We start from the raw sequence: 18,568 nt of genomic DNA, 5'->3' as shown, positions 1-18,568 counted from the left end.
AGGTTTTTTTATTTATCACTTGGGTCGAATCTCATGGATGCTTTTTCTACGTTTTTTTAGTATGCTAAAGCGTTTATATCTCTAGCTTTGTCATATGTCATCGGTTGAAAATACACCAGTTCAGGGCATCACCCTTTATAGTCACGCAGATGATTTCCGTTCTCACTGGATTCGTTTATTACTCGCCGAAAAGCAGATCAAATATCATCTGATTCTTACTGATCATGAAGATGAAGATTTGGCCGATCTTAACCCGTACAATCAACTCCCAATGCTAATAGAGCAGAACCTCAAACTCTTCTCTGCACCTGTGATTGCTGAATATTTAGATGATCGCTATCGTCAAAATAAGCTTTATGCTGATGCCCCGATGGCCAGAGCAGAACAGCGCCAATATATTTGGCGTTTTGAACAAGACTGGTTTAAGCTCGTTGATCATATGCTCAGACATACGGATACCCTCGATTTAGCTCAAAAACAACAAGCACAAAAGGAATTGAGGAATACCTTAATTTCACTTACACCATTATTTCAACACTATCCCTTTTTTATGTCTGAAACATTTTCCATCTTGGACTGTATGCTTGCACCGATCTTCCTAAGACTCAAAAGTATGGGAATAGATTTACCTCAACAACACTGTCGACCAATTTTCTTGTATTGTCATCGTATCTTTAGCCGCCCATCTTTCATTAAATCAATGACAGCTCAAGAAAAAAACAGCTACAATAAATTGATTTCTACGATTTAATAAGTTTTTAATTATGTCTGAGCAAATAACGTTTACCCCTACACGCCCCTATCTTGCTCGTGCCATTTATGAATGGATTTGCGATAACCAACTCACGCCATATCTATTGGTTGATGCAACTCAACCGCATACTGATGTTCCACTACAATTTGTTAAAGATGGTCAAATTGTTTTAAATCTTGCACCTCATGCCGTCCATCAATTGCATATCAGCAATGAAGCAATTACTTTTTCTGCACGATTTGGCGGTGTTGCCAAAGAAATTTACGTGCCTATCCGAGCTGTACTCGGTATTTATGCAAAAGAAAACGGCCAAGGTTTATTTTTCGATCCTTCTGAGTATGCTGATATTGAAGACACAATCAGCACTGCAAACGAAGAATCACAACAAAAAGCTGAAACAACTAAGAAAAAACCTTCGCTTAGAATTTTAGATTAATTGAGGATATATATAATGGCCTTTGACTTAGTTCAATATTTTGCTGAACAAATTAAAATTCAAAAACCGCAACTATTCAGTCAATATTCTCAACAAGAAAAACTGCTGTATATCAGTGAGATCAATGCTCTCGCACTGGGTCGCTTGATTAGTCTCTGGAAACAAAATCCTCAGAAGCATTATCAAGAGGTTCAAACCTCTGATCCACTGTATATCCAAGAAATTACACGCCACCTAACCACTTCCGCGCATAACCAATCAACGCTCAGCGCAACTGAATTAGAAATGAGCCTTGCTGAGGTTTTATCCTTACAACTTGCTGAGCTAAAACAGTTAGATGAAACAGGAAGCTTTGGCCAAACTGGTCTTACTGAGTTACTTTTAGGCCAAGTAGAGCACTTATCTGGTCAAGCAGAAGACTGGGTTTGGTCAACCAATCAATTAGCGGAACTGCTTGGCTCAAAACCCATTGAACAAGAAGATGTTTCACTTGAAGCAACCATGCAAGAATTCAACAAAATGGTACACCAGGCTCAACCCAATGTAGATCACCAAGAAACCGTTGATATTGAGCCACCAGTAACGCCAACATGGTCTTCTATTACAGCACCTTTCGTTGCTTTATTTATTTTAGGCATCTTGTATTGCTCATATACACAGCTCGTTGCTTAAATAGACGCATGATAAAGAAAGATTGATTTCTTTCTTTATCACATACTTAGGAATAATAAAGTTTAGATAAATATTATATTTAAGCAAGTTAATAGAATATTTTACATTTATTTACAATCACAATCTCATTAAAAACCCAGCTAATAGCGTGACAAAAATCACAATAAAATCAAAATACCATCTTCATTTAATATTTTAATTTCCAATCATGACAAAAATTGTCAATTATTAACATCCTTTATATTTCCATTATTCTATCGCATGATTGATTTAATAAAATACTTTCCTATAATGAAATTAACTACTTTTGAAAACCAATTAAAACAAAAGTAAGTTATATAAACTTATAAACAATAATGTATTAGTAGAGATAATATCATGGCTAAAATTTCACTAGAAAGCTTATCAAACATTGATGGTTTCGTTGCAGCAGCATTAGTAGACACGGAAAGTGGCTTAGCCCTTGCAACACAAGGTGGTGGGGCAATTGATTTAGAGCTTGCAGCAGCGGGTAATACCGAAGTTGTACGAGCAAAACGCCGTGTTGCTAACTCACTGAAATTAAACGATGATATCGAAGATATCTTAATCACGCTTGGTAAGGCATATCACTTAATTCGACCATTAGAAAGCAATGGTAACCTTTTCCTCTATGTTGTACTTGACCGTACAAAATCAAACCTAGCAATGGCTCGTCACGAACTCAAGACTTTTGAAAAAGAATTAGATTTTGCTTAATTTGCAAAACTAAAAATTTAGTATATTAGACTTCTTATATCTATTTTTATTTAAAACAATAAAAATAATATAAGAGGTCTAGTATTAGTCTTTATATATTATATAAAGACCATTTTCATGCAGTCCAATATTTTAACAATATTAAAGTGATACTATGAATGGGCATTGCATTAATATCGCAATTTCAGGTATAAGTTTAAAAGTTTCAGATGAATTAAAAATAGAGCTTAGAAAAACCATACCCAATGATTTTGGAATTAACTGGATTAATATTGCAGATCCGAATATAGACTTATTATTAATAAATGAAAATTTTTTTGATACCGAAGGTATTCAGCGTATTTTAAAAGAGAAGAAACTTCCTTGTTTAAAAGTTTCAAAGGGACAAGGTAGCTGTAACATCGAAGAAAATAATACTCTATACCTACCTTTTCAACAAACTGATGCATTGAAAAACTGGATTCAACTCCGTCTTTTAAGCTATCTATCACATCAACAATCACAGCAACCTAAAACAGAAACAGTTTCAACGCACAATGCCGTAGATGCAAAGTTTCTAACGGATATGTTAGATCCTGAAAATGCACGTCTACATCTTTTTGACGATCACGGCACATTGGCAATTATCGATACACGCAGCCAAGTTGCTTGGCTAGAACCCACACGTATACATACACATACCAATCACAGTTTTAATTATGGATTTGCGACAACATTTGATTTCACCAAAGTTTCTCGTAAAGTTGAATACAATTTACAAGACTGGCTATGGAACTTGATATGGTACTCGCATGAGTTTCAAACACTAGCACCTGTTGCAGAAGAATATTACAAAATTGATTATTGGCCTCAGCCGATGCAAAGCACTGATCGAAAAATCATTCTTTTGCTGTCTGCTTGTTTTATCCAAGGCGCTCAATTGAATCACGTTGCAAGCCACTTAAACATACCAATTCAAACAGTGCAGCAATATATTGCCGCCTGTATTGCCTCAAATAATGGCAGCATTATTTCAGCTACTGACGGTCATTACTTAAAATCAAATACAGTAGAACAACCTACTGAACAACAAGGTTTTTTGAATAAGTTTTTTGGGAAAATTAGACGCCGCTTTGGGCTTTAAGGAATAATATGATTCTACAACAATATAAAATTGTTTTTGCAGGAAGCATGGGCGCAGGTAAAACTGAAGCAATACGATCTCTTTCTGAAGTTCCTGTGCTAGCAACGGAAGCATTTAATACGGACACTCAAGCGCACAGCAAAGCCGAAACAACTGTAGGAATTGATTACGGCGAAATCACGCTAGATGACGGTGTTAAGATAGGTTTATATGGCACGCCAGGACAGACGCGTTTTGATTTTATTTGGCCCGTCATCTGTCAAGGGGCACTAGGAGTAATTCTGTTAGTTGATCATAACAGTAAAGTGCCTATCGAAGAGCTTGAAGGCTATCTAGACACATTCAAAGACTATACACAGAATATTTCGATTGGTATTACTCATGTTGACGAAAATAAAGGACAATCCACGACGATGTATCGAGAATGGTTGACGCAGAATAACTACCAATATCCACTTTTTTTTATTGATGCCCGCAAACAAGAACATATTCTACTGATGATTGAATCACTGATTGCAACTTTAGAAGTAAATTTAAAAGCAACCCATTAACGACTTTAATAAAGAGAAAAATTATGTTCAGTATCCCAAGTCAACAACGCACTGCACCCAAAGAGCTGATCCAGTTCGCAAAATCGCAAGCCAATGATATTCTCGTTAATATTCGTGGGATTGATTATATTATGATTTGTTCTACCGACGGTTTTGAGTTGGCATCTATTTATAAAAAAAATCCTTATAACAGTAGTAAACTGGCTGCGGTGAGTAGTTCTATTTTGGCAATGGTCAGCGCTTTTCTCAATGAAATTCAACTTACAGGATGCCAGAGTATTACCTTAGATGCTGAAAATGGCAAAGCGATTCTAACAGCCATCCCAGCACCACATCATCCAATGGTGCTAGTGACACTAAGTAATAAAGATGTCCTTCTCGGACAACTGTTATATAGCTTAAAGCAAGCCAGTGCAGCGATTAGTGCAGCAGATCAAACTTAATCCGTCCTCATCAATTTAATTTAATCTGTCAGGAAAAATCCTCCTGTCAGATTTTTTTAGCCCTGAATTTAGTTATTTACAAATTTAGATTTTCATATTCGAATCTACACTGTAAACACCTATCACTCCTCTCCGTACAATATTTCTGAATGTCTACTTGAAAATCATTTATATAAATTACTTCATTTAAATCAGATGAACGGTATAAAAATTACATGATTTAGCAATAATTTTTCATTATGATAATTTTCGAACAAATAACAACATAAATGTTCAAAAATGAAAATCAACACTATTGCCTGATGAAACTTATTAATCATCTATGCAATACACGATCAACAAGGAGAAAGATCTAATGGGGCTAAGCACTATTAAATTCAGTGTCGGTACAGCACTACTGATGGGGACATTTGCCATGCAAAATACATTGGCAGATTCTTATGTTTTTATTACGAATACCACTCCTGAAACGGTATCTGTACAAGTCAACCATACAGGCACTCAAATTCTGCAACATGGAAATCAATGGGCACAAGAGGCAACACAGATAGCACCTTATGAAACCAAACGCGTACTTCGCATGAATCGATATTCAGGTCTTAAATCTGGTCAAACCTATAATTTTGATACCGTAGTTTCCAGTGGCAGTTCTCAAGTCACCTTTAAGCAATCCATGACAGGAACATGGTATGGCAGCACCATTAAACATGGTATGCAAACCGCATCGACAACCTCACCTTGGTATACGGATCGTAATATATATCGCATCAATACTGTATATGCTGGTTTAGCCGCACAAACTGCTGTGAAAGCAGAATATACAGGGGGTTACGATGATTTTCATTACACCATTCATCAAAATACGGTAACTGAACCCATCTCAAACAATGCCGATGAAATTAAGGTTTTATCCTACAATATTTACGCCCTACCTATGGTTGCAAGCAAAATTAGTGAACGCCTAGCAGAGTTACCAAATCATTTAAATGGATATGATGTCATTCTCATGCAGGAAGCATTTTCATCTTCGCGAACTGGTATGCTCAATCAACTCGCACAACAATATCCATATCAAACACATGTTCCGATTGGATCTGGCTATAACTTATTCGATAGTGGCGTATTGGTATTAAGTCGTTACCCTATTGTTAAAACAGCTGAAATGATTTATCCAGACTGCACTGGAACGGACTGCTTCGCGGATAAAGGCGTGATTTATGCAGAAATCATCAAAAATGGTAAAGCCTACCATGTGACTTCAACCCACACGGCATCATTTGATACCAATGAAGCTCGTGCGTTACGTCAGGTTCAATTCCAACAAATTCGACAATTGATTAATCAGCAAAATATCCCAAGTTTCGATGCTGTATTGATGGGTGGCGATTTCAATGTAAATAAGCTGTTATGGCCACAAGATTACCAAGATATGCTGATGAATCTCAATGCGACTGCACCTGTTAGCACGGGCTATACGGCCTCTACTTTTGATCCACGTATCAATAAACTTGCTGGTGCAGCTGGCTCTGGGGGAACCACCGTTGAATATCTAGATTATGTTGTTTCATCAAATAATCACCGTCAACCGACCCAATCTCGCAACGATGTTCGCATTCTACGTTCGGCTGCTGATCCATTGTTTATGACATGGGATCTTTCCGATCATTTCCCTGTGATGGGACACTTTAATTACAACCCATAAAGCGGAAAGCCGAATGAATAAGAGACTACTACTGACAATATTTCTTGTTTTACTGGTCTTGGTCGGAATTGCAGTTTGGAAGAGCACCGCCTCTTCCGCTGCAATTGAACAAGCAGCACGGACCGAATCAACAAAACCCAATTCAACCCAAGATAAATACATGCAACATAAAAATGCAGATCAAATTTTACAAGAGTCTTTGTCCACTCAATTAAAATCCTTGCAGCATCAACCTGGAAATATCACTCAATTTATCAATGCGTTTAAAGCCAATTGCCAACTAGAAAGCTGTGATGCTGCCTTAGCCAAAGCTCTGGCAAATTATCCTGATCAAAAATTTGCTCAAACTGTGCAGAATTTATTGAAACGTATGCCGCAATATGAACAGCAAATGCAAAGCACCGTACTTTCAACAACGCTATCACCAAAAGAGCGCTTTGATGCAATTTGGAAACTTAGAGAACAGACGCTAGGCAAAGATGAAGCGGCTTTAGGTTTTGGACAAGAACGTGAATATGCAGATTATCGTTTTGCTTATGCAGAACTTAAACAGAATACGCAATTGAATCCTGAACAACGATTGGCTGCCTTAGAAACGCTTCAACAAAAATACCCTCGTCTCATGGAGCAAGAAAGTAGTTTTGGTCGTTATGAGCAGGCGGTTCAACTGCTTGACGAGAAACAGCCCTCTGCTGAAACACAACGTCTAAAACAAGAGTTACAACAACGCTATCTCTCACAACAAGAGCAATTAGACCTGCAATTTAAGCAACACCGTGAACAACAGCAGCAACAGAAAGTGGATCAATACCAACAAGCGCTCAAACAACTGCAACAAGAAATGCAACCGCTTAAGTCTCAGCTTTCTGAAAGTGAGTGGCAAAAGCAGTATCAACAACGTCTTGAAAGCTTACGATCGAATCTGTTTCCTTAAAAATAATCCCATCTGATATACAGATGGCGACTATTTCAGCATCTAATTTTTTCACCTATACTGCTGTAAAAATAACACTCACGAACGCTTCTTTATTTTTGGAAATCAATGGAATGAATTACCCAAAACTGCAACAGGACTTAAATACTGCACTTGAATCTGAGATCTTAGGTGAATTGATTTTTCTGAATGCAGCAAAGTATACCCGCTCGACTGAACAACAATATAAATGGCAGGTTTTGGCTCAATTAGAAACTCAAACTTTACATAAGTTACGACAGTTTTTGATTCAAAATGGTCATACCGCAAAGATTCGACCACATATTAAATTACAAGCCAAAGCATCAGGGATTGCGATGGCAAAGCTTCCGTGGAAAGTTGCGATGCATTTGCTTAAACAAGGCACCAAACCGTTTATGGAAACGTTTGAGAGAATGAATCAACATGCCGATGCTCAAACTCAAACTTTTCTGCAATATTTATTGGCACATGAACAAGCTTTGGCAGAGTTTGCAACACAAGAATTAAAGGGAAATTCGGAAAGTTCACTCGATGCTGTAGAAAAATTATTAAAAAGCTAGGTCTAGCCTAGCTTTTTAATTCATACGTTTTATGCAACTGCGACATTTAATAACAATTGTCGTTTTTTCACTTGTTGACCAACTTGACCAATCAGCTCATCAACGACACCATCCACATCAGATTTAATCTGTTGCTCGATTTTCATCGCTTCCAAAATCAATAAAGTTTGCCCTTTGGTAACGGTATCTCCAGCATTGACCAGTAGATTTACAATCGCACCATCCATTGGTGCTCGAATCTTCCCATCACCAATGACTTCAACCGCTTCAGGTTCTGCATAAGTGCTATTCTCAATTATGAGATTACCATTCGCCGTATCTAAATAAAGTTGATTTTGGTCAAGTACATAATTCAATTTACGGCGTATACCATCTACATCATAAATGATCTGTGTATCTTGAATCGCTAGAATTTTAATCTTGACTTGCTGATCACATAGCATAGCGATCAGTTGATCGTGATCTGTTTGGACATGAAGTAATAGCTGTTGATCAGCACATTTCAGTTTTAATGGGAAAGGCACAGAAATACCTGTTTGCCATGAAACTTTCGCTTGGTTCAGTTGAGTGAACAATGCTGCAGCAACCGCAAGATTTTCCAAACTTGGCCCTTGTTGATGTAGGCTGACATCATCTTGAAAATGTTGTTGAATAAATGCGGTATTCGTATCGCCTGCCACGACAATCGGATGACGTAATAAATTCACCAAAAACTGTTTATTACTGTTCACACCCAATAGCACACAATCATCTACTGCACGCGCTAACAGACGAATCGCATCCTGACGAGTTTTACCATAAGCAATTATCTTCGCCACCATTGGATCATAAAACGGGCTAATTTCACCCTGTTCTAACATACCATGATCAATCCGAACATTTGATAACATTCCATCAGAGCCTGCAGGTTGCCAACTGAGCACTTTTCCAGTTTGAGGCAAGAAATCCTGACGTGGATCTTCTGCATATAAACGCACTTCAATTGCATGTCCATTTAAAGTGAGTTCATGCTGCTGTAGAGGTAAAGTTTCACCATTTGCGACACGTAGTTGCCATTCAACTAAATCGAGGCCCGTGATCATTTCTGTCACTGGATGCTCAACCTGTAAACGGGTATTCATTTCAAGGAAATAAAACTCGCCTGATTGATCAAGTAAGAATTCAACTGTACCTGCACCGATGTAGTCGCAAGCTTTGGCGGCAGCAACAGCAGCCTCGCCCATTTGCTGACGTAATTCAGGTGTCATCACGGGACAAGGTGCTTCTTCGACTACTTTCTGATGACGGCGCTGAATTGAACAGTCTCGTTCAAATAAATAAACGTAATTGCCATGCGTATCACCAAATACTTGAATTTCCACATGACGAGGTGCGATCACTGCTTTTTCAATAATCAGCTCACCTGAACCAAATGCATTTTCGGCTTCTGAACGCGCTGTTTTTAAAGCTTCGAGTAAATCAGCAGACTGGTGAACCAAACGCATACCACGCCCACCACCACCAGCAGATGCCTTCACCATCAAGGGGAAACCAATTTTTTCTGCTTGTTCAGCTAAATATTCGATATCTTGTCGATCACCTTCATAACCCGGTACACAAGGTACGCCCGCCTCAATCATGGCAATTTTTGACAAACGCTTACTACCCATCAAATGAATCGCAGCGGCATTTGGACCAATAAAAGTGATGCCATGATCACTACAAGCTTGGGCGAAATCGGTATTTTCAGATAAAAATCCATAACCAGGATGAACAGCATCCGCACCTGTCTTTTTGCAGGCTTCGATAATATTGGTGATCGACAAATAAGACTCTGAGACTTTAGATGCACCAATGTATACAGCTTCATCAGCCACTTGAACATGGCGAGCATTGGCATCTGCATCTGAATATACAGCAACTGTCTGATAGCCCATCGCTTTCGCTGTTTGCATCACTCGAACTGCGATTTCACCACGATTTGCGACTAAAACTTTTGAAAATTTCATCATTGCTCAGTCCAAGTTGGTAAACGTTTTTGAATAAATGCCATCGTACCTTCTTGACCTTCTACTCCACCGACAGCTTGCGCAAATTGCTGTGCAGCATCATCGAGTAGAGAATCTAAAGGTTCATTCAAAGTACGATGTAATAAAGCTTTAGTATTGCGAGAGGCCAATGGTGCAGCACGTTTGATTTGTTGAACTGTATCGCTCAGTAACTGCTCAAGCTCATTTTCATCATGCACTACATCATGTACTACACCTAACTTCTGGGCAGTCTCACCATTAAAACGTGAACCTAACAACGCCAAACGACGCGCTTGTGTTAGTCCAATGCGTTTCACTACAAAAGGTGCAATTTGCGCTGGCAAAACACCTAGGCCTGTTTCAGGTAAGCCAAACTGAGCATTGTCACAACTAATCGCGACATCAGAAACACAGGCCAAGCCAAAACCTCCACCTAAGACGGCACCTTCTAATACCGCAACAACCGTTTGCGGAGCTTGATCAACTTGTTCAATCATGGCACCAAAACGGCGGTTAAAATCCACATAAGGTTGCAAGCTACCTGCATTCGCTGCTTCAACACGCAAAGCCGCCATATCCTTAATGTCACCACCTGCACAGAAATGTCCGCCTTTACCACGTAAAATCACAGCACGAATCGATACATCATCTGCTATTTGGGTAAAGACCTGTTGAATCGCATTGACCATATTGAGACTCATAGCATTGCGGCTTTCAGGTCGATTAAGCCAAATCGTTAAAATACTACCTTGTAGTTCAAGTTGGATGCTGTCATCAACCTGAAAATCAGTTAGAGAAGTTGAAACTGTCATTTTCTTCTCCTAGTTTTTCTGTTTCTTCGGCAGAATATCCATCAACTTGCAAATAATCCCGAGCATAATTTCATCGGCTCCACCACCAATTGAACCAAGGCGACCATCACGATAAAGTTGAGAAGCTGGGTTATCCCACATAAAGCCATTGCCGCCCCAATATTGCAGACAGGTATCAGCGACTTCACGAGTGAGACGTCCCGACTTGAGTTTCGCCATTGAAGCTAACATCGTGACATTTTCCCCAGCAATATGCTGTTCACAAGCTTGATAAGTCAGCGCCTTTAATGCTTCAACTTCAGTCATTAACTCGGCGAAGCGGAAATGTACATATTGGTTATTAATCAAGGGCTGACCAAAAGTAGTACGTTCTTTAGCGTAATCAATCGTTTGTTGAATGACTTTTTCTAAACCGCCTACTGCATTGGCACATGCCCACATACGTTCTTCTTGGAACTGCATCATTTGCATCATGAAGCCCATGCCTTCTGCACCAACTAAATAGCGTTGTGGTACTCGAACATTATCAAAATAGACTTGAGCAGTTGTTGTTGAACGCATACCTAATTTATTCAGTGGCTCTGAAAAACTGATACCCGCAGTCTTCGCAGGCACAATAATCATGGATTTATTGACATGCGGTTTGTCATCTGAAGTATTGGCAAGTAAACAGAAGAAATCCGCTTGCAATGAATTGGTGATCCACATTTTGCTGCCGTTAATCACGTAATCATCACCCTCTTTTTTCGCAGTGGTTTTGATTGCTGCCACGTCTGAACCTGCATGCACTTCTGATACTGCAATTGATGCCACATATTCACCGCGAATCGCAGGATTCAAAAACTCTTCTCTTAATTCTTTGCTACCAAAACGAGCAAGTGCAGGTGTCGCCATATCGGTTTGCACTCCAATCGCCAGTGGCACACCACCACATGCAGCACGTCCTAATTCTTCAGCGACAACAAGGTTATAGGAATAATCTAAACCCAGACCGCCATTTTCTTCTGGCTTACAAATACCCAGCAAACCTAAATCTGCCATTTTCTTAAACACGTCATGAATCGGAAAGCGTCCCGCTGCTTCCCATTCTGGAATAAATGGATTGAGTTCGTTTTCTACAAACTGACGTGCGGTACGACGTAATGCTTCATGCTCTGCGGTAAATTTCATTATTTTTTTCCTTAAATTTAATCTCCCCTAACCCCTCTTTACAAAGAGGGGAACTCCTCCCTTTTTTAAAGGGAGGTCGGGAGGGATTTTTAAAATCTAGATACACCAAAACGTGTTGAATTAAGTTCACGTTGTTGTGCTTCATAAATGGTTTGTAGCAAGAAGATCAGGACTTTACGCGTATCTCTTGGATCGATAATGCCATCGTCATGCAACATTGCTGTATTAAATAAAGCGGTTGATTGTTGTTCTAATTTCATCGCAGTGCTTTGCTCTAGGAAATCCAACATTTGCGGATTCGGTTCCATTCCAGAAGCTTTCTGTTTACCTTCTGCGACGATACGCAACACTTTCCCCGCTTGTGCTGCCCCCATTACCGCAACATGTGAATTTGGCCATGCAAAGATAAAACTTGGAGAGAGACTACGCCCACACATCGCATAGTTGCCTGCACCGTAGGAACCAGCCACAATAATCGAGATTTTCGGTACAGTCGCATTCGCAACTGCTTGGATTAATTTCGAACCATGCTTAATGATGCCGTTCTGTTCAGCATCTGTTCCCACCATAAAACCTGTGGTGTTATGCAGGAATAAAAGTGGTCGTTTGGTCTGCTCACACAGATGAATAAATTGTGCTGCTTTGACCGCACCTTGTGGTGTAATCGGACCATTATTAGTAATAATGCCAATATGTACCCCACCCATTTTCGCCCAACCACATACGGTTAAAACATCGTATTCCTGTTTAAACTCAAGGAAATCTGAATCATCAATAATACGAGCTACAACCTCTTTCATATCAAAAGGCTGCTTTGGATCTTTGGGAATAATGCCAAGCAACTCTTCAGGCGCGAAACGCGGCTCTTTGTAGTTTTGATTTAGACTAGTGGTTTGTTCCTTCCAATTCAAATGCTCTAAAATCTCACGAGCAAGTCGAATCCCATCAGCATCATTTTCAGCCAAATATTCTGCTACACCTGAAACTTGGGTATGCATTTCAGCACCGCCCAACTCTTCAGCCGTTGCCACCTCACCAGTCGCAGCCAATAACAATGGCGGACCAGCCAGTAACATTTCGGTTTGTTTGCGCACCGCGATCACATAGTCAGACAGACCAGGCTGATATGCTCCACCTGCTGTAGCATTACCATGTACCACCGAAATTTGTGGAATCCCTGCCGCAGACATCCGTGCTTGATTGGCAAAGGTCATACCGCCATAGGTAAATACTTCAGCAGCATAATTAAGATTCGCCCCACCACTTTCCGTTAAAGTAACAATCGGTAGTTTTTGTTCAAGTGCGATTTTCTGTAAGCGTAAGGTTTTCTGTACACCCATCGGTGACATAGTTCCACCTTTGATCGCACTATTGCTGGCAGAGACAAGGCAGCGTACACCACTAACAAAGCCCAAACCCGCAATAATACCGCCACCCGCTTCTGAGCCATCTTTATCATCATGCATGTTGTAGCCGACTAAGCCACATAACTCGACAAAAGGTGAATCAGCATCTAATAGTAAGCGCACACGTTCGTGCGGCAAGATTTTGCCTTTCTTATCAAACTTTGGTTTAGCCGCATAAGATTTATCAATACTCTTTTGCTGTACTGCTCGTACTTCCGCAATTTGATTCAACAAAGCTTCACGGTTTTGTTGGTATTGTTCACTACCGACTGCAATTTCAGATTGGAGAATGGTCATTGTTTTTCCTCACTCCAAGCCTAGCTTGTCGTCTTGCGGCTGGGCAGAGCGTTGCTCTGCTTTTCCAGCCTCATCTTTAAAAATTTCAGGAATAAAGGCACGATGGAAACCATTAAAAGATTGGCTATTGGTTGCATCCGCCAGTGGATACATACGTGTTCCCTGCGATGCAGCCCCATCAATACGTAAAGTCACCCCTGAAACAAAAGCCGCAGCATCAGAAAGTAAATAGCAAATTGCTGAAGAAATTTCAGATTCTGTACCCATACGTTTTAACGGAACATTACCTGCCAAACTTGGAATGATCACTTTGGCAAAGTCACCACTATAGTTGTCCATACCTGATGAAATAATCCATCCTGGCGCAACTGCATTGACGCGCACACCCGATTTACCCCATTCTACAGAAGCCGTTTTAGTCAGGTTATCCACACCTGAGCGTGCTGCACCTGAATGCCCCATACCTGGCATACCGCCCCACATATCTGCAGTCATGTTGACGATGCTGCCCCCATGTTTAGCCATCCATTGGTTATAGGCTTCACGCATTAAATAGAATGTAGAATGCAAGTTATTGCGAACCACAGCATCAAAGCCATTAGCAGAAATATTTTCCAATGCCGAAGGAAATTGCCCACCTGCGTTATTCACTAAACCATCGAGCTTGCCAAATTTTTCAATGACTTCAGCAATCATACTTTTGACTTGTTCTTCATCACGGTTATCACAAACGATAAAATGGACTTTTCCACCATCTTCGGTAATTTCTGCTGCAGTTTTTTCTAACTTTTCAATTTTTCGACCTGTAATCACAACTTGAGCACCTAAAGATGCCAACTCGTGTGCTGTACAGCGTCCAATACCTGAACCGCCACCTGTGACGATAATCACTTTGTCGGCAAATGCATCTGCTCTGAAAATTGATTGATAACCCATTTGATTTACATCCCTTACTTATTTTTCTAACAATTTCGCTGGTACTTTGACTGGCATATCTAACAACTGCTGTGCAAAAGCCTTACCTTGTGGATCAATACGTAAACTTGCAATCCCACCGCCACCTAAGGCATTTTCCAACATAAAATTCAGTGCATTCATCGCAGGCAATTCATAACGAATTACCTTTGATTTTTCTGGATCTAAAACATGGTGCATATAGTCTGAAACATTGGCTTCAGTGAGTGCTGCTCGAATCCAAGGCAAATATTCTGCTTTACGCGCAATCACACCAATATTGCTATGGTTGCCTTTATCTCCACTACGAGCATGAGCAATCTCAATCAAAGGCACTTCGATTTCATCACCTTGATAAGTTGCGACGTCACCAGTTGGATGGGGAGCGAAATTCTGTGTAGCTGAGCCAGTTGGAATCTCAACAGGATGTCGCTGGCCTGCAAAATCAACCTCAACCTTGATTTGATCTTTATCAATCAAGAAAGAAAACAACTTGACCACTGCTGAGGCTTTAGGGCGACCACCGACAATGCCCGCTAATGCAGGTGCCATACCTGTAGAAGCTTGTGCGATTTCCGAAGCAAAGAACATACATGCTTCTTTAAACATATGTTTGACTGCAATTTTGACCACGACTTCACGGCTTTCTTTAATGCGTGCATGTGCCCCATAGGTACTTTCAATACCTAAAATTTCGATCGATTTTTCTGTAAATGGAGGGACAGAACGTAAAGCCAATACGCGCTCACATTTATTGATAATGGCATTGGCAATCGTTTGTGCTTTCTCAGGCGCTTCGCGACCTGCGATCAAGAAACTGACTAAAACACGATAACCATCGGCATAAGTGGCACTCACTTTATATTGTTGAGTTGGTGCTCGACCTGTTGCACCTGTGACTTTAACTCGATCATCACCCACTTGTTCTAAATGGACTTGGCTAAAATCAGCTGTCACATCAGGAAGTAAATAGGTTTGTGGATTACCTATTTCATAAACGATTTGCTCTGCGACCGTTGCAGTCGACACCAAACCACCTGTACCTTGTGGTTTAGTCACAACAAAAGAGGAATCTGCACTGACTTCTACAATTGGAAAGCCCATGTTGTCAAAGCCTTGTACCAAACGCCAATCAGTAAAATTACCACCTGTACATTGAGCACCACATTCAATTACATGCCCAGCCAATGAACCTTGTGCGAGTTTGTCATAGTCATCCAATGACCATTTGTATTCATGCAACAACGGTGCAAGTACCACAGCCGAATCAACAACACGACCTGTAATCACGATATCCGCGCCCAAATCCAAAGCGTCACGAATGGCAACAGCCCCTAAATAGGCATTACTGCTCGCTACATGCGCAGGCAAAGAGTCACCATTAAACATTTCTTTGATATTTTTTTGCTGTAGTTCTGCGTGCTTTGGCAATACGTCATCACCAAGTACCACCGCAACTTTTAAATCCAAGCCTTTTTCATCAATGATTTTTTGTAAAGCATCCCGACAAGCTAAGGGATTCACGCCCCCTGCATTACTGATCACTTTGATTTTCTTTTCAGCAATTTTATTAATCAGTGGAGACATCACGCGGCTAACAAAATCTAATGCATAACCATGATTTGGATCAGTCATCATTGCTTTAGCCATGATTGACATGGTAATTTCAGATAGATAATCAAAGACTAAATAATCAATATCACTCAGATGTACCAACTGAAAAGCAGCTGTATTGGTATCACCCCAAAATCCTGAAGCACATCCGATTTTTACTGGCTTTTGGTCATCCTGCTTGACGCTTGTCATGAGCTTTCTCATTATTATTAAAAACAACACAACATTACCAAGCAAGTGCTTGGTTTGTAAAGTGCATAATGATATGCTGTATTAGCAAAAACAGACAAATTCAAGCAAATGCTTGTTATAAAAAGATAAGACAATTCATGAAATGAATTTTGTTACAATACACTTTGATAAGACGGGATAGACTGACAGGCATGATCGCAACTTCAATTGAGCAAATACCTAAAATCGTATGTTTTGACGATAGCCCACGTGGACGTTTGCTCTTAGGTGCCGCCTATCTATTTTATAAGCAAGGATATGATAAAACCACGGTTCGCCAACTTGGTGAATTTATTGGTATTCAATCAGGTAGTCTTTTCCATCACTTTAAAAGTAAAGATGACATTCTTGCTACGGTGATGGAACAAACCATTATTTATAACTTTGCGCGGCTTAAAGAAGCGGCTGAGCGTTCAAATGATCCTGAACAGCAATTGCGTGATTTAATCAGAGCCGAATTGATTTCAATTACTGGTGATACTGGTGCGGCTATGGCGGTGCTGGTTCATGAATGGTTTGCGCTCTCGAAAGAAAAACAAGAATACCTTTTGAAAATGCGTAATGAATATGAGCAAATCTGGCTTGATGTGATTGAAAAATTACGTGCTCTAGGCAAGGTTAAACATGATGCATTTATTTGGCGACGTTTAGTCGGTGGTTCTATTTCTTGGACAGTCACATGGTACCGACCTGAAGGTAAAGTTAAAATTGATGAATTGACGGAAATGGTCTGGGAAATGGCTTTGAAATGAGTTATCGAATGCATCCAAAACAACTAGAGAATGTATTTGCGTTAACAAGCAAACAACGTTATGAACATTTTATTTCAAAAGTTTGTGATTGGGAGGAACTTTGGATCCTAGAAGACAATAATGAAAATTTCCTAATTATTACTCCGCAGCAGGACCTCGAATATTTACCTGTATGGCCCCATGCTGACTACGCATTAGCTTTTCATGAAGTTTACCCATCGCTTAAACCATCACGAATACAGTTAGATACCTTTCTTGAAATATGGCTTCCAAATTTAAATAATGACGGTCTAAAAGTAGGCGTGTTACCTAATCTAGGAACAACCGTTTGGATTATAGATCCTCTCGATTTAAAAGAAGAATTAGAAAATGAACTAAAGCAATATGAATAAAATAGAAAATATTTATTTACGTAAGCCTCAACTCAGCGATTTAGCTGAAATCAAACAAGCCTACCAAAATAGTATTCATCTACATCAACCATGGACATATCCTCCTACAGATTTTGAACAATACCTACAGCAAGAACATCGTTATTTTGTCTGCTTAACTGAGAACCATGCAATTGTAGGAACCTTTAATATCTCGAATATTATTCGAGGTCACTTCCATTCAGCTTATTTAGGTTATGAAGCCTTTTATCCTTATATAGGCCAAGGTTATATGCGACATGGACTTCAACTTGTCTTACACGAAGCTTTTCAAACACTGAACCTGCATCGACTAGAAGCGAATATCCAACCTGAAAACTCCACCTCCATTCGTCTTGTGGCAGGAGCAGGCTTTGTTAAAGAAGGGTTTTCACGCCAATATTTACGTGTTGGTGGTAAAGAATGGAAAGATCATGAGCGTTGGGCGATTTTAAATTCGAATTGGACAGATAAAAAATATCAAGTCTTCTAGTAATTGAAATATTTGAAGCTTTAAAATAAACAAATAAAGTGATGCCAATTTTATAAGCAGAATATATGCAACGTACAATTATAATCCTACTTTCCAGCCTAATGTTCGGTTGTACAAATGATATCGTGACAACCAAATTTATAGATCTACAGCATGCTCAAACAGAACATGCTTTTGAACGTGGTTGGCTACCTCCAATTTTACCGCCAAGCACAAAAAATATTATTGAAATAAATAACCTTGATTTAAATATTGGTCATGGTTCATTTACCTTCTCTCCAACCGACTTAGACTATTTTATCGATCAAGGTGCAATTCCAATTAAAATAAGTAGTGTAAATTGAGGTACAAAAAAAGGAAATGCAGGATAAAGGGTTTCAATTTTTCGTATACGCTAAAGATTCCTCACTTTGGTATATCGCTGTTCATCCAGAAGCTAAAGGAGACTATTGGATTGAATCAATAAAATAGTCTCCCGCATATAAA

19 protein-coding genes and 1 pseudogene are annotated in these 18,568 nt (G+C 39.6%); 14 read left to right on the top strand and 6 right to left on the bottom strand.

Features of this window, described 5'->3' with window-relative positions:
• The first annotated feature begins 94 nt into the window (after nt 1–94).
• From DS737_RS02555 to DS737_RS02510, 10 genes are all read left to right on the top strand, one after another.
• The gene (locus DS737_RS02555) at nt 95–751 is read left to right on the top strand and encodes a glutathione S-transferase N-terminal domain-containing protein (protein ID WP_004640842.1); all 657 of its coding nucleotides are present in this window, start codon (nt 95–97) and stop codon (nt 749–751) included.
• Nucleotides 752–764: 13 nt separating this feature from the next.
• Nucleotides 765–1,190 (top strand): ClpXP protease specificity-enhancing factor, encoded by a 426-nt coding sequence (locus tag DS737_RS02550; RefSeq protein WP_004640844.1) that lies wholly within the window; start codon nt 765–767, stop codon nt 1,188–1,190.
• 15 nt (nt 1,191–1,205) lie between these two features.
• Nucleotides 1,206–1,862 carry a hypothetical protein gene (locus DS737_RS02545; RefSeq protein WP_113996685.1) on the top strand — a complete coding sequence of 219 codons (657 nt, stop codon included), beginning with the start codon at nt 1,206–1,208 and terminating at the stop codon, nt 1,860–1,862.
• Between the two features lie 378 nt (nt 1,863–2,240).
• Nucleotides 2,241–2,600: a roadblock/LC7 domain-containing protein gene (locus tag DS737_RS02540; protein WP_005083406.1), complete on the top strand. Its 360-nt coding sequence runs from the start codon at nt 2,241–2,243 to the stop codon at nt 2,598–2,600.
• A gap of 154 nt (nt 2,601–2,754) precedes the next feature.
• The gene (locus DS737_RS02535) at nt 2,755–3,723 is read left to right on the top strand and encodes a hypothetical protein (protein ID WP_004640848.1); all 969 of its coding nucleotides are present in this window, start codon (nt 2,755–2,757) and stop codon (nt 3,721–3,723) included.
• 8 nt (nt 3,724–3,731) lie between these two features.
• The gene (locus tag DS737_RS02530) at nt 3,732–4,274 is read left to right on the top strand and encodes a GTP-binding protein (protein ID WP_004640850.1); all 543 of its coding nucleotides are present in this window, start codon (nt 3,732–3,734) and stop codon (nt 4,272–4,274) included.
• 23 nt (nt 4,275–4,297) lie between these two features.
• The gene (locus tag DS737_RS02525) at nt 4,298–4,717 is read left to right on the top strand and encodes a roadblock/LC7 domain-containing protein (RefSeq protein ID WP_004640851.1); all 420 of its coding nucleotides are present in this window, start codon (nt 4,298–4,300) and stop codon (nt 4,715–4,717) included.
• A gap of 355 nt (nt 4,718–5,072) precedes the next feature.
• A complete protein-coding gene (locus tag DS737_RS02520) occupies nt 5,073–6,419 on the top strand; it encodes a sphingomyelin phosphodiesterase (protein WP_113996684.1) in 1,347 nt (448 codons plus the stop codon).
• 13 nt (nt 6,420–6,432) lie between these two features.
• The gene (locus DS737_RS02515; RefSeq protein WP_113996683.1) at nt 6,433–7,353 is read left to right on the top strand and encodes a lipase secretion chaperone; all 921 of its coding nucleotides are present in this window, start codon (nt 6,433–6,435) and stop codon (nt 7,351–7,353) included.
• Nucleotides 7,354–7,466: 113 nt separating this feature from the next.
• Complete coding sequence (locus tag DS737_RS02510; protein ID WP_113997947.1) at nt 7,467–7,934, top strand: hypothetical protein; 468 nt, start codon at nt 7,467–7,469, stop codon at nt 7,932–7,934.
• Nucleotides 7,935–7,963: 29 nt separating this feature from the next.
• On the opposite strand, the gene DS737_RS02505 is transcribed toward DS737_RS02510, so the two are convergent.
• The 6 genes from DS737_RS02505 to DS737_RS02480 form a co-directional block, all read right to left on the bottom strand.
• Nucleotides 7,964–9,922, bottom strand: a complete 1,959-nt coding sequence (locus tag DS737_RS02505) for an acetyl/propionyl/methylcrotonyl-CoA carboxylase subunit alpha (protein WP_113997946.1) — start codon at nt 9,920–9,922, stop codon at nt 7,964–7,966.
• Nucleotides 9,922–10,755, bottom strand: a complete 834-nt coding sequence (locus DS737_RS02500; RefSeq protein ID WP_113996682.1) for an enoyl-CoA hydratase/isomerase family protein — start codon at nt 10,753–10,755, stop codon at nt 9,922–9,924. Before DS737_RS02500 ends, DS737_RS02505 begins: the two co-directional genes overlap by 1 nt.
• A 9-nt stretch (nt 10,756–10,764) precedes the next feature.
• A complete protein-coding gene (locus tag DS737_RS02495) occupies nt 10,765–11,925 on the bottom strand; it encodes an acyl-CoA dehydrogenase family protein (protein ID WP_005089110.1) in 1,161 nt (386 codons plus the stop codon).
• Nucleotides 11,926–12,014: 89 nt separating this feature from the next.
• Nucleotides 12,015–13,628 (bottom strand): acyl-CoA carboxylase subunit beta, encoded by a 1,614-nt coding sequence (locus DS737_RS02490; protein ID WP_113996681.1) that lies wholly within the window; start codon nt 13,626–13,628, stop codon nt 12,015–12,017.
• A gap of 9 nt (nt 13,629–13,637) precedes the next feature.
• Nucleotides 13,638–14,564 (bottom strand): SDR family oxidoreductase, encoded by a 927-nt coding sequence (locus tag DS737_RS02485; protein ID WP_113996680.1) that lies wholly within the window; start codon nt 14,562–14,564, stop codon nt 13,638–13,640.
• A gap of 18 nt (nt 14,565–14,582) precedes the next feature.
• Nucleotides 14,583–16,388 carry an acyclic terpene utilization AtuA family protein gene (locus tag DS737_RS02480; RefSeq protein WP_113996679.1) on the bottom strand — a complete coding sequence of 602 codons (1,806 nt, stop codon included), beginning with the start codon at nt 16,386–16,388 and terminating at the stop codon, nt 14,583–14,585.
• A 191-nt stretch (nt 16,389–16,579) separates the two neighbouring features.
• Between DS737_RS02480 and DS737_RS02475 the strand changes: the two genes are divergently transcribed.
• The 4 genes and pseudogenes from DS737_RS02475 (at nt 16,580) to DS737_RS02460 (ending at nt 18,553) form a co-directional block, all read left to right on the top strand.
• A complete protein-coding gene (locus DS737_RS02475) occupies nt 16,580–17,179 on the top strand; it encodes a TetR/AcrR family transcriptional regulator (RefSeq protein ID WP_099949214.1) in 600 nt (199 codons plus the stop codon).
• An 8-nt stretch (nt 17,180–17,187) separates the two neighbouring features.
• On the top strand, nt 17,188–17,571 hold the full coding sequence (locus tag DS737_RS02470) for a DUF2750 domain-containing protein (RefSeq protein WP_113996678.1): 384 nt from the start codon (nt 17,188–17,190) through the stop codon (nt 17,569–17,571).
• Nucleotide 17,572: 1 nt separating this feature from the next.
• A complete protein-coding gene (locus tag DS737_RS02465) occupies nt 17,573–18,082 on the top strand; it encodes a GNAT family N-acetyltransferase (protein WP_113997945.1) in 510 nt (169 codons plus the stop codon).
• Between the two features lie 65 nt (nt 18,083–18,147).
• Nucleotides 18,148–18,553, top strand: a pseudogene (locus tag DS737_RS02460) (hypothetical protein).
• Nucleotides 18,554–18,568 lie beyond the last annotated feature (15 nt).

It is taken from the genome of Acinetobacter haemolyticus (assembly GCF_003323815.1).
In the GTDB taxonomy this organism is placed as follows: Bacteria; Pseudomonadota; Gammaproteobacteria; order Pseudomonadales; family Moraxellaceae; genus Acinetobacter; species Acinetobacter haemolyticus.
The sequence above is the reverse complement of the archived record's forward strand: the minus strand, read 5'-3'. Positions and strand labels throughout refer to the sequence as shown.